Raw genomic sequence first — 24974 nt, forward strand, 5'->3', positions numbered from 1 at the left:
GGGGTCAGGACTGCTTTTTCAGCTTTTCGAGGTCGCCGGCGAATTCCAGGTTGCAGAAACCGGTGCCGCCCTGGAAATAGCCGCCAACCTCTTCCTTCGGCAGGCTCTTCTGGGTTTCCAGCGCTTCCGCCGCAAAATCCTCGGATTTCCCGCTCGGCCTGTAGCCCAGCGACAGGGCGTGGCTGTTATCCCACCAGGCCCGCTTGTTATCGGACATGCCGTAAACGACGTCATAGACCAGGCCGGGTTTTTCCAGGCCGATCCGGATCAGCTGCACCAGATCATCGGGCTTCAGCCAGATCGCCAGCCGGCGCTCGTCGATCGGCTTATCGCCGAAATTGCCGATCCGGATCGAAAGCACGCCGATATTGTGCTTGTGGGCATAGAGCGAGCCGAGGCCCTCACCGAACAGCTTGCTGAGGCCATACCGCGTATCGGGTTTCGGCACGGCTTCGATGCCGATTTTCTTGCTGCGCGGGTGGAAACCCATCACATGGTTGGAGGAAGCGAAGACGACGCGCTTGACGCCTTTCTTGCGCGCGGCCTCGAACAGGTTGTGGCAGCCGATGATGTTGGCGCTGAGGATGGTCTCCCACGGCCCTTCGACGGAGTAACCGCCCAGGTGCACGATGCCGTCCACGCCCTCGCAGGCCTTTTCGATGGCGGCAGCGTCGGCGAGGTCGGCCTGGATGAAGGTCTCGTCGCTGCGCAGGTCGGCCGGTGCTTTGAGGTCGCTCAGGATCAATTCAGGATACAGCGGCTTGAGCAGCTGGCGCAGGCGGGTGCCGACGCCACCGCTGGCACCGGTAAGCAGAACACGCTTCATGGTCATTTCCTCCGTCGCAACGCTTACTGCGGGCCCATCTTGTCGATCAGGGCCTTGAGCATTTTATGCTCTTCTTCGCTGCAGTCGACCAGTGGTGTGCGTACCGGGCCGGCATCGTAACCGACCAGCTTGGCGCCGGCTTTGATGATGCTGACGGCATAGCCGGGGCGGCGGTTGCGGATTGCTGAATAGGGCATGAAGAAATCGTCGAGAATCCTGGTCCAGGCCGCCGTGTTGTCGGCGGCGATGGCGCGGTAGAAATCCATCGCCGTCTTCGGGATGAAATTGAACACGGCCGAGGAATAGACCGGTACGCCCATCGCTTTGTAGGGCGCGGCAAAGAACTCGGCCGTCGGCAGGCCGCCGAGATAGGAGAAGCGGTCGCCCATCCTGCGACGCACGGCGACCATCAGTTCCAGATCGCCGATACCGTCCTTGAAGCCGATCAGGTTCGGGCACTGCTCAGCCAGTTTGGCCAGATGATCCGGGCCGAGGCGGCAGACGCCGCGGTTATAGACGATGACACCGATCTTCACGCTCTTGCAGATCGCGGCGACATGGCGGCTGACGCCTTCGGCATCGGCTTCGACCAGGTAATGCGGCATCACCAGCAGGCCGGCGGCACCAAGGCGTTCGGCTTCCTGCGCATAGGCGATGGCCTGGCGGGTGCCATAGCCGGTGCCGGCAATGATCGGCACCTTGCCCTTGCAGGTATCAACGGCGGTTTTAATTACGGCGCTGTATTCATCAGGTGCCAGCGAAAAAAATTCTCCGGTCCCGCCGGCCGCGAACAGCGCACTGGCGCCATAGGGCGCCAGCCATTCCAGGCGGCGTCGATAGCCTTTCGGCTCGAAATTGCCCGCCGCATCGAAATCGGTCACCGGAAAGGACAGCAGACCGGTCGAAATCGCGGCCTTGAGGGCATTGGGTTCCATCAGTTCACCTCGGTACGAAAGATTTTTTGACCGTTCAGACGCTGCGCGACTGTTCCATGGCCTTGCGCAGCCGCTCGCGGCTGTTGCTCAGGTGGAGTCGCATGGCCGAGCGGGCGGCGTCGGAATCCTGGCGCAGGATCGCCTGGTAGATGTCTTCATGCTCGGCATTGACGCGGTTGAGATAGGCGGTGCGATCATCGGCGAAAAAGCGGAAGGTCTGCACGCGGGCGCGCGGGATCATCAGGGCGCCGAGATAGCCGAACAGATGGGTGAAATGCACATTGCCGGTGGATTCGGCGATGGTCTGGTGAAAATCCAGGTCCGGGGCCACGGCATCTTCCGAGGCCTCGATGGCAGCCGCCATGCGGTCGAGCGCGCCGCGCATGGCCTCCAGATGCTCCGGTTTGCGTCGCTGTGCTGCCAGCGCTGCGGCCTCGGCTTCCAGGCCGATGCGCAATTCAAGCACGTTGATCACTTCCTTGATCAGGTCGAGGCTGGTTTCATCGATGCGGAAGGGCTGCGACATGGCGCCCGCCTGCACGAAGGCGCCGACACCCTGTTGCGTCGCCACCAGGCCGGCGGCACGCAGGGACGAGATCGCCTCGCGCACCACCGTGCGGCTGACACCGAATTCCTCGATCAGTTCCTGTTCGCTCGGCAGCTTGTCGCCGGGCTTCAGGGCGCCCTTGGCAATCCGCTCGGTCAGCGTTTTGGTCAGTTGCGAGGTCAGGGTTTCGCGTCGGCGCAATGCCGTCACAGGCATATCCTCCATAGGTCGATTCAAAAATTAGCATCCTTCAACTTGTATGACAACTGACGGGTTAGAAGCTTTCATCAGATCGAGATCATTCGTCAGCACGCTGGCCATTCGAAGCCAAATCTGCAGAATTATCCATTTATATCAGTGTAGAATTGCCAAAATCGATAAAATCTGTGCGGCGTTTGGGATCGGCGTTGACTTGGATTTTCATTAATGTTGTATGATAACACGACGACTAACCCATGTCGTGAACGGGCAGGTGCCAAGCCGCCCCGCTAGGGAGGAAACCAAAATGAAGACTCGTATCGTGGCTCGCGCTTTGCTCGGGCTGGCGGTGGCAGCCGGATTTGCCGGCGTGGCCTCGGCCAAGGAATTCCGCTCCTCGGACGTACATCCGATGGACTATCCGACCGTCACCGCGGTCATCCAGATGGGCAAGCTGATCAACGAGCGCACCAAGGGCAAGCACAGCGTCAAGGTATTCGGCCAGAGCGCGCTTGGTTCGGAGAAGGATACGATCGAGCAGACCAAGCTCGGCGCGCTCGACATGGTGCGCGTCAACATCTCGGCCTTCAACAACATTGCCCCGGAAACCGTGGTTCCGGCGCTGCCCTTCGTCTTCAAGTCGACCGAACATATGCGGCGGGTGCTGGACGGCCCGGTCGGCGACGACATCCTGAAGGCGCTGGAGCCGCAGGGTTTCATCGGCCTGGCCTTCTATGACAGCGGCTCGCGCAGCTTCTACACCACCAAGAAGCCGATCAAGACCGTCGCCGACATGAAGGGCATGAAGGTCCGCGTGCAGCAGTCCGACATGTGGGTTGCGATGATGCAGGCGCTTGGCGCCAATGCCACGCCGCTGCCCTATGCCGAGGTCTATACCGCGCTGAAGACCGGCGTGGTCGATGCGGCGGAAAACAACTGGCCGTCCTACGACAGCTCGCGTCATTACGAGGTGGCGAAGTTCTACAGCCGCACCGAACATTCGCTGGCACCGGAACTGCTGGTCTTCTCCAAGCGGGTCTGGGACGGCCTGCCGAAGGACGAGCAGGAGATCATCCGCAAGGCGGCGAAGGAATCGGTGCCCTTCATGCGCAAGCAGTGGGATGCCCGCGAAGAGGCTTCGCGCAAGACCGTGGAAGGCGGCGGAGCGCAGATCATCAGCGACATCGACAAGAAGGCGTTCCAGGCCGCGATGCAGCCGGTTTACGACAAGTTCGCCGGCGATGCGAAGCTGAAGGCGCTGGTCAAGCGCATCCAGGACAGCAATTAAGCGCGTAACGTAAAGCGAAGCCGGGAGTATCCATGCTGAGTTGGTTAACCCCCATCAACGCCTGGATTTCCCGGCTTTGTATGTATGTGGCGGTAGCGGGCCTGCTGGGCATCGTCATCGTCGTCACCTATCAGGTCTTCGGGCGTTACGTGCTGAACGACACGCCGACCTGGGCGGAAAGCGTGGCGCTGGTACTGGTGCTGTACGTCACCATGTTCGGCGCTGCGGTCGGCGTGCGCGATGCCGGCCATATCGGACTCGAATCGGTGCTGGTCATGGTGCTGCCCGAACGGTTCCGGTTGTCGATGGAAATCCTGATCCATGCACTGGTTGCCGTTTTCGGCATCGTCATGGGCTGGAATGCCTGGCTGCTGGCCGAGTCGGTCATGCCCTACAAGATTCCCAATCTCGGCCTGTCCGAGGGCGTCAATCATCTCCCCCTCGTGATCGCTGGCGCATTGATCACGCTGTTCTCGCTTGAGCATATTCTGGCCCTGCTTGCGGGCAAAGAGGTTCGCCCGTCATGGCACTGACCATTCTGGCCGTCGGCTTTTTCGGTTTCCTTGTGCTTGGCGTTCCGGTGGCTTTTGCCATCGGGCTCTCGGCCGTTGCCACCATCGTTTATGAGGGATTGCCGCTTGCGGTGGTGTTCCAGCGCATGTCCGCTGGCATGAATATCTTTTCCTTCCTGGCGATTCCCTTCTTCATCTTCGCCGGTGAACTGATGCTCTATGGCGGCGTCGCCGACCGCATCGTGCAGTTCGCCAAGAACCTCGTCGGCCATATCCGTGGCGGCCTCGGCATGTCGAATGTGGTGGCCTGCACGCTGTTCGGTGGCGTCTCCGGCTCGCCGGTGGCGGATGTGTCGGCGATGGGCGCGGTGATGATCCCGATGATGAAAAAAGAGGGATATGATGCGGATTACGCCGTCAACGTGACGACGCATGCCTCGCTGGTCGGCGCGCTGATGCCCACCAGCCACAACATGATCATCTATTCGCTCGCCGCCGGCGGCAAGGTTTCGATTGCCGCGCTGATCGTGGCCGGCATGATCCCGGCCGCACTGCTGACGCTCTGCATGCTGGTGGCGGCCTATCTGGTGGCGATCCGGCGCGGCTACCCGGCCGGCACCTTTCCGGGCTGGGACATGGTGCTGCGCTCCGGCGCCGCCGCCCTGCCTGGCCTGTTCGTCGTCGTGATCATCATCACCGGCATTCTCAGCGGCGTGTTCACCGCCACTGAATCGGCGGCCATTGCCGTGGTTTACGCCATATTGCTCGCCACGCTGCTCTACAAGTCGCTGACATGGCAGCACCTGATCAAGGCCGCGGCCAAGGCGGTGAAGACCACCGGCATCGTGCTGCTGCTGATCGGTGTCTCGAACACCTTCGGCTATCTGATCAGCCTGTACAGCGTCGCCGACCTGACCGGCCAGGCCCTGTCGACCATCACCACCAATCCCTGGATGATGTTCTTTCTGGTCAACCTGATCCTGTTCGTGCTCGGCACCTTCCTCGACATGGCGGCCACGATCCTGATCTGCACGCCGATCTTCCTGCCGATCTGCATGCAGTACGGCATGGGGCCGGTGCAGTTCGGCATGCTGATGCTGATCAACTGCGCGCTCGGCCTGAATACGCCGCCGGTCGGCACCACGCAGTTCGTCGGCTGCGCCATCGGCGGGGTCTCGATCGGCTATGTGATGAAAACCATCTGGCCGTTCTATGGTGCCCTGATCGCGGCGCTGTTTCTGGTCACCTATGTGCCGCAATTCTCGCTGTTCCTGCCCAATCTGATTCTCGGCCCCACCCACTAGGCCGATTGCACAGATTGTCTTTGTGAAAGGCTTGGCGGCGGTGCCGCTTCTGGCTATGGCTTAGGCCTGTCAGAAGGAACATCGCATGCCTGCCGCCCCCATTCGTCAGTCTTGGTCGCGCGACTGGGTCAGCGACGCCCTGCGCCGCATCGATGCCGATTTCAACCGCTCGGCGGATACGCATCTCTTTCGCCTTGAGCTGCCGGCCTTTCCCGGCCTGACGCTCTATTTCAAGGATGAGTCCAGCCACCCGACCGGCAGCCTGAAACATCGGCTGGCACGCTCGCTGTTTCTTTATGGCCTGTGCAACGGCTGGATCGGGTCGCAGACCACTATCGTCGAGGCGTCCTCGGGTTCCACGGCGGTGTCGGAAGCCTATTTCGCCAGGCTGCTGGGACTGCCTTTCGTGGCGGTGATGCCGAAGACCACGTCGGCCGAGAAGATCGCGCAGATCGAATTCTATGGCGGCCGCTGCCACCTGGTGGAGCAGGCCAGCCATGTCTATGCCGAGGCCGAACGGCTGGCCCGCGATTGTGGTGGCCATTACATGGACCAGTTCACCTATTCCGAACGCGCCACCGACTGGCGCGGCAACAACAACATCGCCGAATCGATCTTCGAGCAGATGGCGCGCGAGGAATATCCCGAGCCGGCCTGGATCGTGGTTGGCGCCGGCACCGGCGGAACCTCTGCCACCATCGGCCGCTATCTGCGCTATCACCGGCTGCAGACACAGCTCTGTGTCGTGGATGTGGAGAATTCCGTCTTCCACGATTTCTGGCATGGCCGCGACCCGTCGCTGGTCTGCGACAAATCTTCGCGGATCGAAGGCATCGGCCGGCCGCGGGTCGAGGCTTCGTTCCTCCCTGATGTGGTCGATCGCATGATCCGGGTCCCCGATGCCGCCTCGCTGGCCGCCATGCGGCTGCTGTCGCAGTTGCTCGGTCGCCGCGTCGGCGGCTCCACCGGCACCAATTTCGTCGGTGCCCTGACGCTGCTGTGCGAGCTGAAGGGCCAGGGCGTGCAGGGCAGCGTCGTTACGCTGCTCTGCGACAGCGGTGACCGCTATGCCTGCAGTTATTATGACGATGCCTGGCTGGCCGGGCAGGGCATCGATATCGCGCCGGTTCGGGCCCGGCTGCCCGGCATCGTCAACGACGGCTGCTGGCAGGGCTGAACGGATCGCGCTAGTCTTGGCCTCTCAGGAGGCCAATATGTCCGACACTGCCCTGCCCGAATCCGTCGACCTGCTGATCGTGCCGCGCCTGCGCGATCTGGGCGACGGCTTCACGGTCCGCCGCGTCCTGCCCTATGCCCGGCGGCGCCATGTCGGTCCCTTCGTGTTCTTCGACCATATGGGCCCGGTGCAGTTCGAGCCGGGACAGGGCCTGGATGTGCGGCCGCATCCGCATATCGGTCTCGCCACCGTCACCTATCTGTTCGAAGGCGAGATCATGCATCGCGACAGCCTAGGCGTGGTGCAGCCGATCCGGCCCGGTGATGTGAACTGGATGGTGGCCGGTCGCGGCATCGCCCATTCAGAACGCACGCGGCCCGAGCTGCGCCAGAGCGGCGCGCCGCTGCATGGCATCCAGTCCTGGTTCGCCTTGCCGAAACAGCATGAGGAGACCGAGCCGACCTTTCATCATCATCCGGCCAGCAGTCTGCCTGAAATCGAAAAGCCCGGGGCCCGCCTGCGTCTGATCGCCGGCACTGCCTTCGGCGCCACATCGCCGGCGCAGGTTTTTGCGCCGATGGTCTACCTCGATGCCCGGCTCAGCGATGGTGCAATCCTGCCGCTGCCCGATGACGAGGAGCGCGCCGTCTATGTCGCCATTGGCGAAGTCATTCTCGATGGCACGGTGTATGAGAGTGGCGCCATGCTGGTGCTCAAGCCCGGTGCGCAGCCGAAGATTCTCGCCCGCGGCGCCGCCCGGCTGATGGTTCTGGGCGGTGCGCCGCTGGATGGCGAACGGACTCTGTGGTGGAACTTCGTGTCGTCCTCCAAAGACCGCATCGAACAGGCCAAGGCCGACTGGCGTGCCGGCAACTGGCCGAGGGTGCCGGGCGAGACCGAATTTATTCCGTTGCCGGAGGGCATGTGAAACGCGCCCGGGAAAAAGATAACGGAGTCTATCATGCGGCGCTCCGGGGCCTGCAGATCGAACTCGTCAAGCTGCAGCGACACCTGATCCGGCATCATCAGAAGATTCTGGTTCTGGTGGAGGGGCGCGATGGCGCCGGCAAGGATGGTGCCATCAAGGCGATCACCGAGCACATGAGCCCGCGCGAAACCCGCATCGTTGCGCTGGGCAAGCCGTCCGACCGCGAACGCAGCGAGTGGTATTTCCAGCGCTATGTGTCGCATCTGCCGGCCGGTGGCGAATTCGTGCTGTTCAACAGGAGCTGGTACAACCGCGCCGGCGTCGAGCGCGTCATGGTTTTCTGCAACAAGCAGGAGTGCGAGGATTTCCTCGTTGCCGTGCCGATCTTCGAAGATCTGCTGGTGCGATCCGGCATCCAGCTGTTCAAGTATTATCTCGATATTGATCGCGACGAGCAGAAGGCGCGGCTGCAGGCCCGCCGCAACGATCCGCTCAAGCAGTGGAAAATCAGCCCCATCGACCAGGCGGCGCTGAAACACTGGAAAGACTACAGCCGCGCCCGCGATGTGATGCTGGCGCGCACCAGCGTCACCTACGCGCCCTGGACTATCGTACGGGCGAATGACAAGCCGACGGCGCGCCTCAACCTGATCCGCGACCTGCTGTCCCGCCTGGACTATGGCGGCAAGGCAAAGCCGCGTCAGATCGCACCCGACCGCGCCATTGTGTTTCCCTTTGATCGCGATGCCCTGCGCGACGGCAGGCTTTCGGCCTAGACTCGCTCCACCCAGCGCTCGCCCTGCTTCTCGTAGCGGTGTTTCACCGCAGCCCAGGCAATGCGATGCGCAATCGCCTCGCGGTCCGCGTCGGCGCCATGATCCCGCCAGGCATGGTTGAAGGCGGCGCGGAATATGTCCTGCGCATGGGTGGGCAGTTTCTCACGCAGACCGGCCGGCAGATCGGCGTTGCTGGCATAAGGCATGGTTCAGCGGCCTGGTGGCTCGGCACGGCGCGGTACCGGCGGAACATACTCCACGCTGGGTGTCGTGCGCACCGGCTGTGGATAGAGCTGCATCAGTTCCGTCACTTCGTCCGGCAGGTCGGTGCTGACCGGCAGACCCAGTCTGACGGCTTCATCCACCGTGATCGGATAGTCATGCGTCCACTGGCCCTTGCTCAGCTGATCGGCCAGGTCTGCCGCTTTCTCGGGTGACATGTGCCGGACCAGTAACTGCAGGGCCGCCTCGCGCAGCTGGCGGGTCGCCTTCTCACCGATATCGGCCAGGATCACGGTCTGGTCGTCGATTTCTGCAATCGGCTTGTCGCGCAGGACTCGCAGGATCGATGCTGCCGGAAAGCCGCCGACCTGCGGGTCGATCGGTCCCAGCATGGCGTCCGGCGCCATCGCGATCTTGTCGGCGGCGAGCGCGATCAGGGTGCCGCCCGACATCGCCAGATGCGGCACGAAGGCGGTCACCGTACCGGTGTGGCGGCGCAGGGCGGCGGCAATCTGCAGCGTGGCGATGGCCAGTCCGCCCGGTGTGTGCAGGATGATATCGATCGGCATGTCGGGATCGGTGTCGCGGATCACCCGGATCACATCCTCGGCGTCGTCGATATCGATATACCGTACCAGCGGGAAGCCCAGCAGGCGCATGGTTTCCTGCCGGTGCACCAGGGTGATCACCTGGCTGCCACGCACCCGTTGCAGCTGCATGATCTTGCGGGCACGCATCAGGATCAGGATGCGCTGCCGCAGCATCGGCTGCAGCGCCATGCCGATGAAGAATATCCAGATCAGGTCGCTGAGTGCCATCAGTGCGACGGGCTCAATGCCGTTTTGACATGGTCGAGGATGTCGGCGCGATCGGCCTTCACCAGATCCTTGTTGATCTCCACCGCAACGGTGTCGCGAACGGCGGCATTGAAATCCTGACGCAGGGCGCCGAGCAGGCGCGGCGGCGCGATCACCACCAGCTGCACGAAGCGTTTCTCGCCGCAGGCATGATTGAGGCGTTCGGCAATCGCTTCGGCGAAGCGGTCCTTGGCCAGCTGGTGCGGATCGTGGCGCGGCTCTACGGCGGCGCGCCGGTTGTCGCTGCTGGCGAAGGCGCGGCCGGGACGATCGCTTTTCAGGTCACGCGAAAAGCCGTGGGTATCCTCGGCGGTCATGGTGAAGTCCGGTACCGCGGCAAGCGGGCCGGCCAGGCTGTGCAGTTCGAAAATCCGGGCCTGGCTGGCATCGGCGACCAGTATCCAGGTGGGAGACGGCAGAGGGATTGCCATGGCTGTTCTCCTTGGTTCGGCGCGCCACAGTGCCATAAAGGCCGGCGGCGGCTGTTGATATGCGTCAACCCGGCAGCGGCCGATCGGCAGTAATTTACTCCCGGTCAATGGAGGCGCAGATGCGGGCAATGCTTTTGCATGCGGTTGGCCGGCCCCTGATCATGACGGAAATACCCGCCCCGGTGCCGGGCCGGGGACAGCTACAGGTCCAGGTGGCGGCCTGTGGGGTCTGCCGCACCGATCTGCATGTCGTCGACGGCGAATTGCCGGATGCTAAATTCCCGCTGGTGCCGGGCCATGAAATTGTCGGCCGGGTCAGCGCGCTGGGTGACGGGGTCGCGGATTTCGCCATCGGGGAACGGGTCGGTATTCCCTGGCTGGGCTGGAGCTGCGGCGAATGCCGCTTCTGCCGGGCTGGCGAAGAAAATCTGTGCGATGAGGCACGGTTTACCGGCTATCAGATCGATGGCGGTTATGCGGATCGTGCCATTGTCGATCAGCGCTACTGTTTCCGCATTCCCGATGGCATCAGCGATATCGAGGCTGCACCGCTGCTCTGCGCCGGTCTGATCGGCTACCGCGCCTATCGCATGGCGGGTGCGGCAGGAACGCTTGGTCTGTATGGCTTCGGTGCGGCGGCCCATATCCTGATCCAGGTGGCAGTGGCGCAGGGCGTGCGGGTTTATGCCTTTACCCGGCCGGACGATAAAGCCGCGCAGGATTTTGCCCGGCAACTGGGCGCCATATGGGCGGGTGCTTCGGATATGGCGCCGCCCGAACTGCTGGATGCGGCGATCATCTTCGCACCCTTGGGCAATCTCGTGCCGGTGGCTTTGCAGGCCGTACGCAAGGGCGGGCGGGTGATCTGCGCCGGCATTCATATGAGCGACATCCCGGCTTTCCCTTATCATTTGCTTTGGGGCGAGCGAATGGTGAAATCCGTGGCCAATCTCACGCGGCAGGATGCCGCTGATTTCCTGGCGCTGGCACCGCTGATTCCCATCCGGATCCACCCGGTGCCGTATCCGGTGCAGGCTGCCAATCGCGCACTGGACGATCTGCGGGCCGGGCGACTGCAGGGTGCCGCCGTGCTGACAATGGACAAGTCGTGACGGCGTGCCGGCTGACACGACGCGGCCTGTTCCACATGGGCTTCGTAGCCCTGATGCTGGCTGCGCGACGGGGGCTGGCCCAGATGTCCGAGAGTGACATTATCGGTGAGCCTGAGCACCATCTCGTGGCACCTGGTGACACCCTGGCTGATCTGGCCCTGCGCCACGATCTCGGTTATGGCGAACTGGTCGCGGCCAACCGCGGCATCGACCCCTGGCTGCCGGAGGAGGGGCGAACCGTGCTGTTGCCAAAGCAACATGTTCTGCCAGCGGCACAGCGCAACGGAATCGTCATCAACATGGGCGACCAGCGGCTGTATTTTTTCCAGTCCGGTGGTGCAGTCTTAAGCTTTCCGATCGGTATTGCCGTCGATAACGACGCCATCGTTCTCGGCCTGACGCGCATAGTACGCAAGCGCGAGAATCCGGTCTGGATTCCACCGGCCTCAATCCGCGCCGAACGGCCGGAACTGCCCGATGCGGTGGGGCCGGGACCCGATAATCCGCTCGGCTCCTTTGCTCTCGATCTCGGCTGGCCCGCCATGGTGATGCATGGCACCAACCGGCCCTATGGCATCGGCCGAAGGGTCAGTCACGGTTGTTTCCGACTATACGAAAACGATATCGCGACGCTCTATCGGCTTGTGTCTCTGGGAACACCAGTGAATGTCGTCTATCAGCCGGTCAAGCTCGGCTGGCATGATCATGCCCTGATGCTGGAAATTCATCCCAGCGCCAACCAGATGGCAGAATTGGACGAGCGAGGCGATTTCACCCCCGATGAGCCTGTGGAATTACCAGGCGTGGTGTCGGGAGTGATCGGTCCGGCGCTGCATGCCAGGATCGCCTGGGATGTGGTGGCCGAGACAGCTTGGCGCCGCACCGGCATGCCGGTGCGCATCGACCTGCCACCGGTGCTGGCACCACAGCGTTGAGGCGTAATCCTACTTACGCTGGCTGCGCGAGAACATTCGTTCGGCGCGCTCGCTTGCCAGGCGGGCATCGGCCGCTGCCTTGACGGCGGCATCGGCGGCGGCGGTCGCCTTGGCCTCGGATCGTGTTGCGGCCTCTTGAGCAGCCTGGGCTGCCGCGCTGGCCTTGATCGCCTCCATCTTGGCGTCGTTGGCAATCGAGCGAACCTGATCGAGGGTTGCGCGATCCTCCTGGCTCAGCTGCGTGCAGCCCGTGGCGAGCAGGGCCTGGATGGCGAGAATGGCAAGGAATTTCCGGATGGATGACATGGCAGCCTGTCCTATATGGAAGTTGCGGTGAGTCCATCAGTATCAAAACAGAAACCGGCGGACCGGCCCTTGACGCATATCAAGCGAATTGCTTCGCGCCATATACGCCAGGGCCATTGCCGGATCGCGCGCTGCATATCAAAGTAACGCCCGGCTTTTTGAGGAGGACGCCCGATGACCCATATCAAGCATGCCGATCTGCTGCGCCGTCAGGCCTATATCGATGGCGCCTGGGTGGAGGCGGACAGCGGCAAGAGCTTCAAGGTCACCAATCCGGCCGATGGCAGCCTGATTGCCGAGGTGCCGGACATGGGCAGGGCCGAGACGAAGCGCGCCATTGCGGCGGCGCAGGCGGCCTGGCCGGCCTGGGCGGCGCTGACCGCCAAGCAGCGCGGCGCGATCCTGCGCAAATGGTACGACCTGATCCTGCAGAACCAGGACGATCTCGGTGCGCTGATGACGCTGGAGCAGGGCAAGCCGCTGGCCGAGGCCAGGGGCGAGGTGGCCTATGGTGCCAGCTTCGTCGAATGGTTCGCCGAAGAGGGCCGCCGCATCTATGGCGACACCATTCCTGGCCACGCGCCTGATAAACGCATCGTCGTGATCAAGCAGCCGATCGGTGTGGTGGCGGCGATCACGCCGTGGAATTTCCCGATTGCCATGATCACCCGCAAGGTGGCGCCGGCATTGGCCGCCGGCTGCCCGGTGGTGGTCAAGCCGGCCGAAGACACGCCGCTCTGCGCGCTGGCGCTGGCCTGGCTGGCCGAGCAGGCCGGCATGCCGAAAGGTGTGTTCAACGTCGTCACCTCCTCGAACGGCCCCGAGGTGGGCGTGGAACTCACCACCAATCCGATCGTGCGCAAGGTGTCGTTCACCGGCTCGACGGAAGTCGGCAAGATTCTGATGCGCCAGAGCGCCGATACGCTGAAGAAGCTGTCGCTCGAACTCGGTGGCAATGCGCCCTTCATCGTCTTCGACGATGCCGATATCGATGCCGCCGTCACCGGTGCGATGATTTCGAAATACCGCAATACCGGGCAGACCTGCGTCTGTACCAACCGCTTCTTCGTGCAGGAAAAGGTCTACGATGCCTTCGCCGCCAGGCTGACTGAAGCCGTGAAGAAACTGAAGACCGGCCCCGGTTTCGCCGAGGGTGTCAACCAGGGGCCGCTCATCAACCAGGATGCGCTCGACAAGGTCGAGCGGCTGGTGGCGGATGCCAAAGCCAAGGGCGCCAGGGTGCTGCTCGGCGGCGAACGCCACGAGCTGGGCGGCACCTTCTACCAGCCCAGCGTGATCGGCGACGCCACGACGCAGATGGACTCCGCGCAGGAGGAAATCTTCGGTCCGGTGGCGCTGCTGTATCGTTTCAAGGATGAAGCCGAGGCAATCCGGCTCGCCAACGACACGCCCTACGGTCTGGCCGCCTATTTCTACAGCCGCGATATCGGCCGGGTCTGGCGCGTGGCCGAGCAGCTGGAATACGGCATGGTCGGCATCAACGAAGGCCTGATCTCGACGGCCGAGGCGCCGTTCGGCGGCGTGAAGGAATCCGGCCATGGCCGCGAGGGCTCGAAATACGGCATCGACAGCTTCATCGAGCTCAAATACCTCTGTTTCGGCGGGGTTTGATGCGGCGCATTATTGCGCCATGCCATGAAGGTATTGGTCGCGTAGAGCGGCGATCTCTATAGTCGGTGTTGCCAGCGGCACAAAAAGATGCCGCGGCAGCCCCGGACTGGAAAGAGGATCGCATGACGGATCGTTACGACGTAGTGATTATCGGCGGCGGCATAGCCGGCGCCGGCGCGGGTTATGAGCTGGCGCGGGCCGGCAAGCAGGTGGTGCTGCTGGAGCGCGAGAGCCAGCCGGGTTACCACACCACCGGCCGCTCGGCCGCTCTGTTCGCCGAGACTTACGGCAATGCGCCGATCCGTGCGCTCACGGTGGCCAGCCGCGATTTCCTGATGAACCCGCCGGCCGGTTTCGCCTCGGTGCCGATCCTCACCCCGCGCGGCGCGCTGCATATCGGCAGCACGGCCCAGGCCGCCGAGCTGGACGGCAAATACGACGACATGCGCAAGCTGGTGCCGACCGTGAAGCGGCTTTCGGCCGCCGAGACCCAGGCGCTGATGCCGGTGCTGAAGCCCGAAGCCGTCAGCGGCGGCGCGCTGGCCGAGCCCGATGCGATGGATATCGAGGTGCATGCCCTGCATAATGGCCTGCTGCGCGGCATGACCGCGGCTGGCGGTCGTATGGTCACAGATGCCGAGGTCACCGGCCTGCAGAAGGTCGGCAACGACTGGCAGGTCGAGACCACGAAGGGCGGCTTCGCCGCGCCGGTGGTGATCAATGCCGCCGGCGCCTGGAGCGACGTGGTCGCCGGCATGGCTGGCGTGAAGCCGATCGGCCTGAAGCCGAAGCGCCGCACCGCGGTGACCTTCGATCCGCCGAACGGCACCGATATTCACGCCTGGCCGATGGTGATCGACGCCGACGAGGAATGGTATTTCAAACCCGATGCCGGCCGCATCCTGCTGTCGCCCTGCGACGAGACCGATTCCGAACCCTGCGATGCGCAACCTGATGAGATGGATATCGCCATCGCGGTCGACCGGCTGGAAACTGTGTCCACCCTGCAGGTACGTCGCCTGGCGGCGAAATGGGCCGGGCTGCGCAGCTTCGTCGACGACCGCACGGTGGTCTGCGGCTTCGACGCCGAAAAGGCCGGTTTCTTCTGGCTGGCGGCCCAGGGCGGCTATGGCATCCAGACCTCGGCGGCGATGGCGCGGGTCGCCGCGGCGCTGGCGCAGGGCCGCGGTTTGCCGCAGGATGTGGCCGATCTCGGCCTCGCCGAGCCCGACCTCAGCCCGTCACGCCTCAGATAGATGAACGCACCCTTCGCCCCGGCATCGACCGCCAAAAAGATCGGCCACAGCGCCTGCCCGCATGACTGCCCGTCGACCTGCGCGCTGGAGATCGAGCTGCTGCCGAACGGTACCATCGGCAAGGTGCGCGGGGCGGAGGAGAACAGCTACACCGCCGGCGTGATCTGCGCCAAGGTGGCGCGCTATGCCGAGCGCGCCAACCACAGGGAGCGGCTGCTGCAACCCCTGCTGCGCACCGGCCCGAAGGGCAGCGGACAGTATGCGCCGATCTCCTGGGGCGAGGCGCTGGATCGCACGGCGGAAGCTCTTATCGCGGCCGAGAAGAAATACGGCAGCGAAACCGTCTGGCCTTATTACTATGCCGGCACGATGGGCCTGGTGCAGCGCGATGGCATCCATCGCCTGCGCAACGTGAAGCGCTATTCCGGCCAGCATTCCACCATCTGCGTCACACTCGCCCGCGCCGGCTACATCGCCGCCACCGGCAGCCTGCATGGCCCCGATCCGCGCGAGATGGCGAAAAGCGACATTGTGGTGATCTGGGGCACTAACGCCGTGCATACCCAAGTCAATGTGATGACCCATGCGATCCGCGCCCGCAAGGAGCGCGGGGCGAAGATCGTGGTGATCGACGCCTATCGCAATGCCACCGCCGAACAGGCCGATGTGGCGCTGATCCTGCGGCCGGGCACCGACGGCGCGCTGGCCTGCGCCGTGATGCATGTGCTGTTCCGCGACGGCTATGCCGACCGCGACTTCATGGCGCGCCATACCGATGTGCCGGCCGAGCTGGAAGCGCATCTCGCCACCCGCACGCCGGAATGGGCGGCCGCGATCACAGGGCTGAGCGCGCAGCAGATCATCGATTTCGCCCATATGCTGGGCCGCACAAAGAAGCATTACATCCGGCTCGGCTACGGTTTCGCGCGCAGCCGCAACGGCGCGGTCAACATGCATGCGGCCACCTGCATCGCCAGCGTCACCGGCGCCTGGCAATACGAGGGCGGTGGCGCCTTTCACAACAACGGCGCGATCTTCCACTGGAACAAGACGCTGATCGAAGGTCTCGATGCGCTCGATCCGAGCATCCGCATGCTCGACCAGTCGCAGATCGGCCCGGTGCTGACCGGCGATGCGCAGGCGCTGCGACACGGCCCGCCGGTGACCGCGCTGCTGATCCAGAACACCAATCCGGTGGAAGTGGCGCCGGAATCGCTGCTGGTGCAGAAGGGCTTCGCGCGCGACGACCTGTTCACCTGCGTGCATGAGCAGTTCATGACGCCGACGGCGAAGATGGCCGATATCGTGCTGCCGGCCACCATGTTCACCGAACATGACGACATCTACCAGGCCGGCGGGCAGCAGCATATCCTGCTCGGGCCGAAGCTGGTCGAGGCGCCGGGCGAGGCGCGCGAGAATCACTATGTGATCTGCGAACTGGCGAAGCGGCTCGGTGCCGAACATCCCGGCTTCGACATGAGCGCCATCGAGATGGTGGAGGCGACGCTGAAAGCCTCGGGCTGGCCCGATGTGGCGACCCTGCGCGAACGCCGCTGGCATGACTGCCAGCCGGATTTCGCGACGGCGCATTACAGCGACGGCTTCGGCTGGCCGGACCGGAAATTCCGCTTCAGCCCGGACTGGGCGGCGATGGGGCCGGATGCCGAGGGCATGCCGGCCTTGCCCGATCACTGGCTCAGCATCGAGCCGGCGACCGACGAGCATCCCTTCCGCATGATCACCTCGCCGGCGCGCAATTTCCTCAACACCAGCTTCACCGAGACACCGACCTCGATCAAGAAAGAGGGCCGGCCGACCCTGTTCCTCCATCCCGAGGACGCCGCCGGTCTCGGCATCGCCGAGGGCGATCTGGTGCGGATCGGCAACCGGCGCGGCAGCATCCGCATCCATGCCCGGCTCTATGCCGGGGTGCAGCGCGGCGTGGTGGTGGTGGAAAGCATCTGGCCGCATGCGGCCTTCGTCGACGGCATGGGCATCAACGCGCTGACCGGCGCGGACGCCGCCAAGCCCAATGGCGGCGCCGCTTTCCACGATAATGCGATCTGGGTCCGCACGGCTTAACTGCGAAACCGGCTAACCGATTGAAATCCTGAAGCCCGGGCGCTGACATGGCCGGCCAGTCATGGCCGATTGCGCGCCCGTTTGCGGCCGGCGCATGGCCAATGCGAGCCAATGGAAGCCAACGCGAGCCAATTCTGGCCAATCCTGGCCAACGCGGACCGGTGCGATCCTCTGTCACCGGCGGCGACGGCCATGCCGGATCCGGCGCCGGACCTCAGATGGGGCGGAGGGGCAATCGTGACAAGTGGGACAAGCAGGACAATAAATTTTCCGCCATCCGCTTGGCTGCCGCACCGGCCGCTGACAGGCTGGCGGAATGCTGAAAATTTACGGCCACCCCAATTCGATCAATGTGCGCAAGGTGCTGTGGCTCTGCGCTGAACTTGAACTGCCATACAAGCGCGAGGACTGGGGCGGCTACGGCCGGTTCCGTCCGCTCGATACGCCGGAATTCCGCGCGCTCAATCCCGTGGGCATGATTCCGGTGATCGACGATGGCGGCGTGATCGTGTGGGAGTCGAATGCGATCCTGCGCTATCTGGCCGCGAAGACGGGCCGGTACGACCTGCTGCCGGCCGATCCGGCGGCGCGCGCGGGCATCGAGCAGTGGATGGACTGGCAGGCCTCGGATTTCAACAACAGCTGGCGGGCCTGCTTCATGGGTCTGGTGCGCAGGAATCCGGCCTTCGATGCCGCGGCCATTGCCGCCTCGCTGCAGCAGTTCAATGCCGCCGTCGGTATCGTCGATGCGCAGCTCGGGCGCAACGGCGGCTATATCGCGGGCGGCAGTTTCACGCTGGCCGATATTCCCATCGGCCTTGCGGTGCATCGCTGGTATTCGGTGCCCATGGAAGATGCGCGGCCGGACTACCGGCATGTCGCGGCCTATTACGACCGCCTGAACGCGCGGCCGGGCTATCGTGCCCATGGCCGCAACGGCGTGCCGTAAGCGTCAGAAGATCGCCTTGAATATCCCGAGCCAGACCAGCAGGCCGGTGACAAAGACGATGCCGATGATCCAGGCGAGAATTTTCATGTCGCAGCATCCCAGGTTGCCCGATGCAGAACGGCAGCGGGAACGGAGGGTTCCAGGGCCGATTGCGGGATGGCGCGGATTCCCGGCCTCCGCCATTGCGTCCGGCCAGGTCGCATGCTGGACTGGCCGCAACCCAGACTCCGTCTGCTGCGAGGCCCCATGGATTTCCAGAACCGCACTGTCATCGTCACCGGCGGCACCGGTGCACTCGGCCGCGCCGTGGTCGGCGCATTGCTGGCCGCCGGCGCGCAATGCCGCTTGTCCTATCTCCACGAGAAGGAAGTCGCGACCTTTCCATACAAGGACCGCGTCACGCTGGTCGGCCCCTGCGAACTGACCAATGAGGCGGACGTGGCGCAACTGTATGAGGGCGTCGACGGACTCTGGGCCTCGATCCACATCGCCGGCGGCTTTGCTATGAGCAAGCTGGAGGAGACCGGCAAGAACGACCTGATGGAGATGGTGAATACCAACCTGGTCAGCTGCCATCTGTGCAGCCGGGCCGCGGTGCGTGCCTTCAGCAATGGCGGGCGGATCGTCAATGTCGGCGCCCGCCCGGGCCTCGAACCACGGCTCGGCGCCGGCATGAGCGCCTATGCCGCCAGCAAGGCCGCCGTAATCGCGCTGACCCAGGCTCTGGCGGCGGAACTGGCGCCGCGCGATATCCTGGTGAATGCGGTGGTGCCGTCGATCATCGACACGCCGGCCAATCGCGCCAGCATGCCCGACGCCGATCATGCCGCCTGGCCCAGGCCCGACCAGATTGCCGCCACGATCGCGTTTCTGGCTTCGCCTGACAACCGGGTGACGACCGGCGGCGCCATACCGGTCTCAGGCCGGACCTAGCAGCAGCCGGAGGCTTGGGGCGTCAGGGCTTGCGCGTCTTCAGCAGGTCGACCACGTCATCGAAGATATAGGCGCCGGTGGCGATCACCGAGGGGTGGCGGTGTTTCGCGCTGCCATAGACCAGCGGCGCGCCATCGGCTGTGGTGACGCGGCCGCCGGCTTCGCGCACCAGCAGGTCGGCGGCGGCGACATCCCAGTCGCTTTTCTCGGTCAGGCTGATGGCGGCATCGAAACGGCCGGCCGCCACCAGCGCCATGCGATAGGCGATCGAGTTGCGATAGGCGAAATCGGCCTTGGCCGTGCGTGCCAGCCAGCCATGGCGTTCGAAGGTGCGTCGCGAGGCGAGGAAGCGCGCTTCCATCAGGCTGGCATGGCCCGAGGCCTGGATCGGCTTGCCGTTCAGCCGGGCGCCGCCCCCGGCAGTGGCGTCGAACATCTCGTCGCTGGCCGGATTGTAGATCGCCGCCAGCACCGGCTGGCCATCATGCATCAGGGCGATGCAGATGGTGAATTCCGGCTTGCGCTCGAGGAAGGCGCGGGTGCCGTCGATCGGATCGATGATCCATTGCGCAGGACCGCCATTGGGGCCCTTGCCGGGCCGGATGCCGCTTTCCTCGCTGAGCCAGCCGTAATCCGGCCGCGCGCCGGACAGCCGCTCGCTCAGCAGGGTGTCGACGGCGATATCGGCTTCCGAGACGGGATCGTTGGGTTTCTTGTTCCAGGATTTCACATCGCCGCGGAAAAAATGCAGCGCGATCTCGCCGGCCTCGCGCGCCGCCGCGAGGGCAAGCGCATGATCCTGTCTGAGCGAGGTGGCCATCGGCGCGCCGTTCGTCGTCAGCGGCCGGCGACGGTCATGCCGTCGATGCGCACGGTCGGCGCATTGGTGCCGAAGCGGAAGGTGAGGTCGTTGGCCGGCACCAGGTTGGCGAACATCTGCTTCAGGTTGCTGGCGATGGTGATTTCCGAAACCGGTTCGGCGAGCTGGCCGTCGCGGATCAGAAAACCGGCGGCGCCGCGGCTGTAATCGCCGGTCACGCCATTCACGCCCATGCCGATCAGCTCGGTGACATAGAGGCCTTCCCTGATATCGGCCATCAGCTCGGCCGGCGTGTGCTTGCCCGGCTCGAGATGCACGTTGGTCGGAGACGGCGAGGGCGGCGACGAGGTGCCGCGCGAGGCATGGCCGGTGCTCTGCATGCCAAGCTGGCGCGCGGTGGCGCAATCGAGCAGCCAGGTGGTGAGCCGGCCGTCCTCGATCAGCGCGCGGGTGGGGGCGGCGACGCCTTCCAGGTCGAACCAGCGCGAGCGGAAGCCGCGCTGGCGCAGCGGGTCGTCGATGATGCGGATGCCCGGCGCGAAGACCATTTCGCCCAGCCGGTCTTTCAGGAACGAAGTGCCGCGCGCCACGCCGGCGCCGTTGATGGCGCCGAGGAAATGGCCGAGCAGCCCATTGGCGACGCGCGCATCGAACAGGATCGGCATGGCGCCGCTGTCCAGCTTGCGCGGATTGAGGCGTTTCACCGCGCGTTCGCCGGCATTGCGGCCGACGCTTTCGGGTGCGGGCAGGTCGCTGAGATAGGTGCGCGCTTCGTAGTCGCTGTCGCGCTCCATGCCGGTATCCTGGCCGGCGATCACCGAGGCCGCGATGCTGTGCCAGCCGATCCAGCCGGCCCCGTTGAAGCCGGCGGTATTGGCATAGGCCGACATGCTGAAGGCACGGCCGGCGCTGCCGCCCTCGGAATTCGTCACGCCGCTCACCGCCATGGCGGCCGATTCTGCGGTCCTGGCGCGTTCCAGCAGCTGCGGCATTTCCAGCTCGACGCCATCGAAGAGATCGAAGTCCTGCGGCTGTGTCGCCAGCTGGGCCGGATCGGGCAGGCCGCAGAATTTATCCTCCGGCGCCACGCGCGCCATGCTGATGGCGCGGCCGACCAGTTCGTCCAGCGTGGCTTTGGCAAAATCGGTGGTGGAGACGCAGGCCTGACGCTGGCCCATCAGCACGCGCAGGCCGAGCTCGCGGCTTTCCGAACTTTCGACATCCTCCGGCTTGCCCAGGCGGACGCCGGCGCTGAGCGAGCGCGATTCATGGTAGAGCGCATCGGCGTTCTCGGCGCCGGCCCTGCGGGCGGCGGCAATCAGGTCGGCGACCAGGGACTGCGCATCGGCGGCGCGTTTGGCGGTATCGGACATGGAAATACTCGATCTGGAAGTATGGGGTCAGGCGATTACTGATCAGGCGCCAGTTTCAGGCATCGGTCTTATCGTCCATCCTGTAGGACATATATGCAATGACCGCGACAAAACAACCGATCACCCAGGCGAGCGGGCTGAGGGGGGCGTGCCAGTCCTGCCAGTCGCTGCCGGTGAGCCTGGCGGCGATCTGGGCCGCCAGGTCGAGCGCGATGGCGCCGATGCCGACGCCCAGCGCGGCCGAGAAGGCCAGATTCCAGGCGCCGCGCAGCAGGCTGGCCGGATGCCACCACGGCAGCAGGTCGCGGTCGGAGGGCCGAGGTTTGCGGAAGAGGGAAAGAGGCTGACGGAAACGCATCGATCCGGTCAGTGGATGGTGGGCGTCGGTTCGGGTGCGTCGGCCTCGGCGGTGATCGCCGGGCGGGCGAGAATCCACAGCACCATGCGGTCGCGCAGGCCACGGATCGGCTGCGGTTTCAGTGCCACCATGTCGCGCACCGCGCCCTGGTCGCCGCGGGTTTCTTCCACCAGCCTGTCGACAAAGGCCTGGCTGAGGCAGAGCTGCGCATTCAGGCTGCGGGTCATCTGCTCCAGCCGGTGCGCCACATTCACGGTTTCGCCGATCAGGGCATATTCGACGCGGGTTTCGTCGCCGATATTGCCGAGCGTCAGCGGGCCGTAATGGATGCCGACGGCCAGCTGCAGCGGCACCTGGCGCAGCAGCCTGCGCTGGCGATTGAGCAGGTCCATCTCGCGCAGCATGGCGCGCGCCGCGAGCAGGGCGGCCGAAGCATCGCGCGGCCCGGGTCGTGGCGTGCCGAAGGAGGCCATGATGCCGTCGCCGAGATATTTATCCAGCGTGCCGGCATTGTCGGCGACGGCGCGCGACAGGCGCTGATGCACCTCGCGCAGGATGCCGATGGTCTGTTCCGGCGTGTGGTCGTCGGCGATCTGGGTGAAGCCGATCAGATCGGCGAACAGCACGGCGGCATCCAGCTGCTTCACCTGGCCGAGCGCATCGTCCATGCGCGACAGTTCCTCGGCGATATGCGGCGAGAAATGCCGCGACAGGTTGCGGCGGGCGCGTTCGCTCTCGACCTGGCGCGCCAGCAGGGTGCGCGAGCGCATTACGGCAACCGCCAGCAGCATGCCGATCATGCCGATCAGGATCACGCGCGACAGGAATTCGCCCAGCCGCACATTCCAGGGATTGAGGATATAATCGATGCGCTCCTGCATCGGCACATTCAGGATATTGTCGAAGCGGCTGCCGAAGGTGACATCGGGCTGCATGGCGATATACATCGTGCCGATGGTCCAGCAGACGATGGCGGCCAGCGTGGTGGTAAGCACGGTGCGCGCCGACTGGCCGAGCGCCGACAACACCACGAACAGCGCGACATAGAGAATGGTGTCGAAGTCGAGCCGCATCGGCGGCGGCAGCATATGGCTGTCGAAGGGGTTGGGCAGCACGATGGCGGCGGTCAGCAGCGCCATGTCGATGAACGGGAAAACGATATGCATCCACGGCCGGTCGAGTTCCGGCTTGCGCAGCAGCAATTGCAGATAGGCCGAGAAGGCGAAGGCGCCGAGATAGCCGTAGTAGTTGAGCGCCAGCGGCCAGCCCATCTCGATGCTGAGGATGGTGGCGACGATGATGCAGACGGCATAGCGCAGGCCGATGGTCAGCCGCAGCGCCTCGTATTCCTCATGGCGGAAGGCGAGCGACAGGCGATCGGTTTCGGCGGCGGTTTTCGAATCGCCGCCGCAAATCTGGTCCCGCAGGCTTTGCCACAGCCGCATGGAATTTCGCCGCCTTATCCTGTCCCTGTCGGCCCGATTGTCGTTGGGGAAGGCCGGTGCCGTCAATCGGCGGTCCTGTGACTTAGGTCATAGGCGGTGGAGAATCCGCCCGATCCGGGGCTATTTCCAGATCGGCTTGCCCGATCCCGGCAGGCCCAGTCTGGCCCATTTCTCGGTCACGGTGCGGATCACGTCCGCGTCCATGCGGATTTTCTCGCCCCACTCTCTTTTCGTCTCCGGCGGCCATTTGTTGGTGGCATCCAGGCCGATCTTGCTGCCGAGGCCGGATTCCGGGCTGGCGAAATCGAGATAGTCGATCGGCGTATGCTCGACGAAGGTGACGTCGCGGGCCGGGTCCATGCGGGTCGACATCGCCCAGACCACATCCTTCCAGTCGCGCGCGTCGATGTCGTCGTCCACCACGATGATCCACTTGGTGTACATGAACTGGCGCAGGTAAGACCACACGCCCATCATCACGCGCTTGGCATGGCCGGGATAGGCCTTTTTCATGCTGACCACGGCGACGCGGTAGGAGCAGCCTTCCGGCGGCAGCCAGAAATCGACGATCTCAGGGAACTGCTGGCGGATCAGCGGCACGAACACATCGTTGAGCGCCTCGCCCAGCACGCTGGGCTCGTCCGGCGGCCGACCGGTGAAGGTGCTGAGGTAGATCGGCTGTCTGCGCATGGTGATGGCGCTGATGGTGAAGACCGGGAACTGCTCGACCGAGTTGTAATAGCCGGTATGGTCGCCATAGGGGCCTTCGTCGCGGTAATCCTCCAGCGAGACATGGCCCTCCAGCACGATTTCGGCCTCGGCCGGCACCTTCAATGGAATGGTCTTGCAGTCGACCAGCTCGACGCGCTTCCCGCGAAGGAGTCCGGCGAACTGGTATTCCGACAGCGTGTCCGGCACCGGCGTCACGGCGGCGAGAATCGTGCCCGGATCGGCGCCGATCACCACGGCGGCGGGGAAGGGCTCGCGTTTGCCGGCCTGTTTCCAGCGCTGGTGCTGCTGGGCGCCGCCGCGATGCTTGAGCCAGCGCATCAGGGTCTGGTTTTTGTTCAGCACCTGCATGCGATAGATGCCGAGATTGAAACGGTCGGTCTTGTCGGTCTTGCTCGGGCCCTGGGTGACCACCAGCGGCCAGGTGATCAGCGGCGCCGGCTCGCCCGGCCAGCAGGTCTGGATCGGCAGTTGGTTGAGGTCGATCTCGTCGCCCTGCAACACCACCTCATGTACCGGCGCGCTGCTCACGGTTTTCGGCTGCATCGCCATTACGGTTTTCACCAGCGGCAGCAGGCCGAGCGCCTCGCGGAAACCGCCGGGCGGTTCGGGCTGGCGCAGGAAGGCCAGCGTCTCGCCGACATCCTTCAGCTCTTCCGGCCTGCGATCCATGCCGAGCGCCACGCGGTCCACGGTGCCGAAAAGATTCACCAGCACCGGAATGTCGCTCGGGCTGCCATCGGCGCGCACGGGGTTTTCGAACAGCACGGCGGGCCCGCCTTCAGCGAGCAGGCGGGTCTGGATTTCGGTCATCTCCAGCACGGTGGAGACCGGTTCGCGCACGCGCACCAGCCGGCCGCTCTGTTCCAGCTGGGCCATGAAATCGCGGAGCGAGGCGTAAGGCATCAGGCTTGCACCCTGGTTGCGGCTTGCGGTTTGTGGGTCGCGAAATACAGGCCCGGCAGCACCAGCGCCGCGCCGATCCAATGGTAGAATGCAAAAGCCTCGCCGAGAAGCAGCCAGGCCATCACGGCGGTGTAAAC

General features: G+C 64.4%; 26 protein-coding genes. 13 read left to right on the forward strand and 13 right to left on the reverse strand.

Annotated elements, in window-relative coordinates; translation table 11 throughout:
• Window positions 1–4 precede the first annotated feature (4 nt).
• The 3 genes from OJJ21_RS02375 to OJJ21_RS02385 are packed head-to-tail and all read right to left on the reverse strand — an operon-like array spanning window position 5 to window position 2524.
• Window positions 5–826, reverse strand: a complete 822-nt coding sequence (locus OJJ21_RS02375) for an NAD(P)-dependent oxidoreductase (protein WP_297682777.1) — start codon at window positions 824–826, stop codon at window positions 5–7.
• Window positions 827–849: 23 nt separating this feature from the next.
• On the reverse strand, window positions 850–1761 hold the full coding sequence (kdgD, locus tag OJJ21_RS02380; RefSeq protein ID WP_297682778.1) for a 5-dehydro-4-deoxyglucarate dehydratase: 912 nt from the start codon (window positions 1759–1761) through the stop codon (window positions 850–852).
• 34 nt (window positions 1762–1795) lie between these two features.
• Window positions 1796–2524 carry a FadR/GntR family transcriptional regulator gene (locus OJJ21_RS02385; protein ID WP_297682804.1) on the reverse strand — a complete coding sequence of 243 codons (729 nt, stop codon included), beginning with the start codon at window positions 2522–2524 and terminating at the stop codon, window positions 1796–1798.
• Between the two features lie 289 nt (window positions 2525–2813).
• Between OJJ21_RS02385 and OJJ21_RS02390 the strand changes: the two genes are divergently transcribed.
• The 6 genes from OJJ21_RS02390 (at window position 2814) to ppk2 (ending at window position 8491) form a co-directional block, all read left to right on the forward strand.
• Window positions 2814–3794, forward strand: a complete 981-nt coding sequence (locus tag OJJ21_RS02390; protein WP_297682779.1) for a TRAP transporter substrate-binding protein — start codon at window positions 2814–2816, stop codon at window positions 3792–3794.
• Window positions 3795–3826: 32 nt separating this feature from the next.
• On the forward strand, window positions 3827–4327 hold the full coding sequence (locus OJJ21_RS02395) for a TRAP transporter small permease (RefSeq protein WP_297682780.1): 501 nt from the start codon (window positions 3827–3829) through the stop codon (window positions 4325–4327).
• Window positions 4318–5610 (forward strand): TRAP transporter large permease, encoded by a 1293-nt coding sequence (locus OJJ21_RS02400; protein ID WP_297682781.1) that lies wholly within the window; start codon window positions 4318–4320, stop codon window positions 5608–5610. The genes OJJ21_RS02395 and OJJ21_RS02400 overlap by 10 nt, the downstream gene beginning before the upstream one ends.
• Window positions 5611–5695: 85 nt before the next feature.
• Window positions 5696–6787: a PLP-dependent cysteine synthase family protein gene (locus OJJ21_RS02405; protein WP_297682782.1), complete on the forward strand. Its 1092-nt coding sequence runs from the start codon at window positions 5696–5698 to the stop codon at window positions 6785–6787.
• Window positions 6788–6824: 37 nt separating this feature from the next.
• Entirely contained in the window at window positions 6825–7715 is an 891-nt protein-coding gene (locus OJJ21_RS02410) for a pirin family protein (protein ID WP_297682783.1), read from the forward strand.
• Window positions 7712–8491, forward strand: coding sequence for a polyphosphate kinase 2 (gene ppk2, locus OJJ21_RS02415; protein WP_297682784.1), 780 nt, complete (start codon window positions 7712–7714; stop codon window positions 8489–8491). The genes OJJ21_RS02410 and ppk2 overlap by 4 nt, the downstream gene beginning before the upstream one ends.
• Here the strand turns inward: ppk2 and OJJ21_RS02420 are convergent.
• The 3 genes from OJJ21_RS02420 to OJJ21_RS02430 are packed head-to-tail and all read right to left on the reverse strand — an operon-like array spanning window position 8488 to window position 10001.
• On the reverse strand, window positions 8488–8697 hold the full coding sequence (locus OJJ21_RS02420) for a ChaB family protein (protein ID WP_297682785.1): 210 nt from the start codon (window positions 8695–8697) through the stop codon (window positions 8488–8490). The two genes, ppk2 and OJJ21_RS02420, sit on opposite strands and share 4 nt — an antisense overlap.
• A 3-nt stretch (window positions 8698–8700) precedes the next feature.
• Window positions 8701–9531, reverse strand: coding sequence for an ATP-dependent Clp protease proteolytic subunit (locus OJJ21_RS02425; protein WP_297682786.1), 831 nt, complete (start codon window positions 9529–9531; stop codon window positions 8701–8703).
• The gene (locus tag OJJ21_RS02430; protein WP_297682787.1) at window positions 9531–10001 is read right to left on the reverse strand and encodes a host attachment protein; all 471 of its coding nucleotides are present in this window, start codon (window positions 9999–10001) and stop codon (window positions 9531–9533) included. Before OJJ21_RS02430 ends, OJJ21_RS02425 begins: the two co-directional genes overlap by 1 nt.
• A 119-nt stretch (window positions 10002–10120) precedes the next feature.
• Between OJJ21_RS02430 and OJJ21_RS02435 the strand changes: the two genes are divergently transcribed.
• Entirely contained in the window at window positions 10121–11113 is a 993-nt protein-coding gene (locus OJJ21_RS02435; protein WP_297682788.1) for a zinc-dependent alcohol dehydrogenase family protein, read from the forward strand.
• 83 nt (window positions 11114–11196) lie between these two features.
• Window positions 11197–12048, forward strand: coding sequence for a L,D-transpeptidase family protein (locus OJJ21_RS02440; RefSeq protein ID WP_297682789.1), 852 nt, complete (start codon window positions 11197–11199; stop codon window positions 12046–12048).
• A 9-nt stretch (window positions 12049–12057) separates the two neighbouring features.
• On the opposite strand, the gene OJJ21_RS02445 is transcribed toward OJJ21_RS02440, so the two are convergent.
• Window positions 12058–12354: an alanine-zipper protein gene (locus OJJ21_RS02445; RefSeq protein WP_297682790.1), complete on the reverse strand. Its 297-nt coding sequence runs from the start codon at window positions 12352–12354 to the stop codon at window positions 12058–12060.
• Between the two features lie 174 nt (window positions 12355–12528).
• Here OJJ21_RS02445 and OJJ21_RS02450 point away from each other — a divergent pair, with 174 nt between their 5' ends.
• From OJJ21_RS02450 to OJJ21_RS02465, 4 genes are all read left to right on the forward strand, one after another.
• The gene (locus OJJ21_RS02450; RefSeq protein ID WP_297682791.1) at window positions 12529–13986 is read left to right on the forward strand and encodes an NAD-dependent succinate-semialdehyde dehydrogenase; all 1458 of its coding nucleotides are present in this window, start codon (window positions 12529–12531) and stop codon (window positions 13984–13986) included.
• A 122-nt stretch (window positions 13987–14108) separates the two neighbouring features.
• Window positions 14109–15242: an FAD-dependent oxidoreductase gene (locus OJJ21_RS02455; RefSeq protein WP_297682792.1), complete on the forward strand. Its 1134-nt coding sequence runs from the start codon at window positions 14109–14111 to the stop codon at window positions 15240–15242.
• Complete coding sequence (locus OJJ21_RS02460) at window positions 15243–17324, forward strand: molybdopterin oxidoreductase family protein (RefSeq protein ID WP_297682793.1); 2082 nt, start codon at window positions 15243–15245, stop codon at window positions 17322–17324.
• A gap of 316 nt (window positions 17325–17640) precedes the next feature.
• Window positions 17641–18273, forward strand: a complete 633-nt coding sequence (locus tag OJJ21_RS02465) for a glutathione S-transferase family protein (protein ID WP_297682794.1) — start codon at window positions 17641–17643, stop codon at window positions 18271–18273.
• Between the two features lie 3 nt (window positions 18274–18276).
• On the opposite strand, the gene OJJ21_RS02470 is transcribed toward OJJ21_RS02465, so the two are convergent.
• Window positions 18277–18456 (reverse strand): hypothetical protein, encoded by a 180-nt coding sequence (locus tag OJJ21_RS02470; protein WP_297682795.1) that lies wholly within the window; start codon window positions 18454–18456, stop codon window positions 18277–18279.
• Between the two features lie 63 nt (window positions 18457–18519).
• On the opposite strand from OJJ21_RS02470, the gene OJJ21_RS02475 reads away from it, so the two are divergent.
• A complete protein-coding gene (locus OJJ21_RS02475) occupies window positions 18520–19206 on the forward strand; it encodes an SDR family oxidoreductase (RefSeq protein WP_297682796.1) in 687 nt (228 codons plus the stop codon).
• A gap of 22 nt (window positions 19207–19228) precedes the next feature.
• Here the strand turns inward: OJJ21_RS02475 and OJJ21_RS02480 are convergent, their stop codons facing one another.
• The 5 genes from OJJ21_RS02480 to OJJ21_RS02500 form a co-directional block, all read right to left on the reverse strand.
• Window positions 19229–20026, reverse strand: coding sequence for a 3'(2'),5'-bisphosphate nucleotidase CysQ (locus OJJ21_RS02480; protein ID WP_297682797.1), 798 nt, complete (start codon window positions 20024–20026; stop codon window positions 19229–19231).
• 17 nt (window positions 20027–20043) lie between these two features.
• Entirely contained in the window at window positions 20044–21399 is a 1356-nt protein-coding gene (locus OJJ21_RS02485) for a TldD/PmbA family protein (RefSeq protein WP_297682798.1), read from the reverse strand.
• Window positions 21400–21454: 55 nt separating this feature from the next.
• On the reverse strand, window positions 21455–21757 hold the full coding sequence (locus OJJ21_RS02490; protein WP_297682799.1) for a hypothetical protein: 303 nt from the start codon (window positions 21755–21757) through the stop codon (window positions 21455–21457).
• Between the two features lie 8 nt (window positions 21758–21765).
• The gene (locus tag OJJ21_RS02495) at window positions 21766–23202 is read right to left on the reverse strand and encodes an adenylate/guanylate cyclase domain-containing protein (protein WP_297682800.1); all 1437 of its coding nucleotides are present in this window, start codon (window positions 23200–23202) and stop codon (window positions 21766–21768) included.
• A 120-nt stretch (window positions 23203–23322) separates the two neighbouring features.
• Window positions 23323–24837, reverse strand: coding sequence for a UbiD family decarboxylase (locus OJJ21_RS02500; protein WP_297682801.1), 1515 nt, complete (start codon window positions 24835–24837; stop codon window positions 23323–23325).
• Between the last annotated feature and the right edge of the window lie 137 nt (window positions 24838–24974).

This window comes from Ferrovibrio sp. (assembly GCF_025869515.1).
GTDB lineage: Bacteria > Pseudomonadota > Alphaproteobacteria > Ferrovibrionales > Ferrovibrionaceae > Ferrovibrio.

Bases quoted from the DNA above. Each gene is read 5' to 3' on its own strand.
- OJJ21_RS02375 (WP_297682777.1), bottom strand. From the start codon at position 826: ATGAAGCGTGTTCTGCTTACCGGTGCCAGCGGTGGCGTCGGCACCCGC.
- kdgD (WP_297682778.1), bottom strand. From the start codon at position 1,761: ATGGAACCCAATGCCCTCAAGGCCGCGATTTCGACCGGTCTGCTGTCC.
- OJJ21_RS02385 (WP_297682804.1), bottom strand. From the start codon at position 2,524: ATGCCTGTGACGGCATTGCGCCGACGCGAAACCCTGACCTCGCAACTG.
- OJJ21_RS02390 (WP_297682779.1), top strand. From the start codon at position 2,814: ATGAAGACTCGTATCGTGGCTCGCGCTTTGCTCGGGCTGGCGGTGGCA.
- OJJ21_RS02395 (WP_297682780.1), top strand. From the start codon at position 3,827: ATGCTGAGTTGGTTAACCCCCATCAACGCCTGGATTTCCCGGCTTTGT.
- OJJ21_RS02400 (WP_297682781.1), top strand. From the start codon at position 4,318: ATGGCACTGACCATTCTGGCCGTCGGCTTTTTCGGTTTCCTTGTGCTT.
- OJJ21_RS02405 (WP_297682782.1), top strand. From the start codon at position 5,696: ATGCCTGCCGCCCCCATTCGTCAGTCTTGGTCGCGCGACTGGGTCAGC.
- OJJ21_RS02410 (WP_297682783.1), top strand. From the start codon at position 6,825: ATGTCCGACACTGCCCTGCCCGAATCCGTCGACCTGCTGATCGTGCCG.
- OJJ21_RS02420 (WP_297682785.1), bottom strand. From the start codon at position 8,697: ATGCCTTATGCCAGCAACGCCGATCTGCCGGCCGGTCTGCGTGAGAAA.
- OJJ21_RS02425 (WP_297682786.1), bottom strand. From the start codon at position 9,531: ATGGCACTCAGCGACCTGATCTGGATATTCTTCATCGGCATGGCGCTG.
- OJJ21_RS02430 (WP_297682787.1), bottom strand. From the start codon at position 10,001: ATGGCAATCCCTCTGCCGTCTCCCACCTGGATACTGGTCGCCGATGCC.
- OJJ21_RS02435 (WP_297682788.1), top strand. From the start codon at position 10,121: ATGCGGGCAATGCTTTTGCATGCGGTTGGCCGGCCCCTGATCATGACG.
- OJJ21_RS02440 (WP_297682789.1), top strand. From the start codon at position 11,197: ATGTCCGAGAGTGACATTATCGGTGAGCCTGAGCACCATCTCGTGGCA.
- OJJ21_RS02445 (WP_297682790.1), bottom strand. From the start codon at position 12,354: ATGTCATCCATCCGGAAATTCCTTGCCATTCTCGCCATCCAGGCCCTG.
- OJJ21_RS02450 (WP_297682791.1), top strand. From the start codon at position 12,529: ATGACCCATATCAAGCATGCCGATCTGCTGCGCCGTCAGGCCTATATC.
- OJJ21_RS02455 (WP_297682792.1), top strand. From the start codon at position 14,109: ATGACGGATCGTTACGACGTAGTGATTATCGGCGGCGGCATAGCCGGC.
- OJJ21_RS02460 (WP_297682793.1), top strand. From the start codon at position 15,243: ATGAACGCACCCTTCGCCCCGGCATCGACCGCCAAAAAGATCGGCCAC.
- OJJ21_RS02465 (WP_297682794.1), top strand. From the start codon at position 17,641: ATGCTGAAAATTTACGGCCACCCCAATTCGATCAATGTGCGCAAGGTG.
- OJJ21_RS02470 (WP_297682795.1), bottom strand. From the start codon at position 18,456: ATGGCGGAGGCCGGGAATCCGCGCCATCCCGCAATCGGCCCTGGAACC.
- OJJ21_RS02475 (WP_297682796.1), top strand. From the start codon at position 18,520: ATGGATTTCCAGAACCGCACTGTCATCGTCACCGGCGGCACCGGTGCA.
- OJJ21_RS02480 (WP_297682797.1), bottom strand. From the start codon at position 20,026: ATGGCCACCTCGCTCAGACAGGATCATGCGCTTGCCCTCGCGGCGGCG.
- OJJ21_RS02485 (WP_297682798.1), bottom strand. From the start codon at position 21,399: ATGTCCGATACCGCCAAACGCGCCGCCGATGCGCAGTCCCTGGTCGCC.
- OJJ21_RS02490 (WP_297682799.1), bottom strand. From the start codon at position 21,757: ATGCGTTTCCGTCAGCCTCTTTCCCTCTTCCGCAAACCTCGGCCCTCC.
- OJJ21_RS02495 (WP_297682800.1), bottom strand. From the start codon at position 23,202: ATGCGGCTGTGGCAAAGCCTGCGGGACCAGATTTGCGGCGGCGATTCG.
- OJJ21_RS02500 (WP_297682801.1), bottom strand. From the start codon at position 24,837: ATGCCTTACGCCTCGCTCCGCGATTTCATGGCCCAGCTGGAACAGAGC.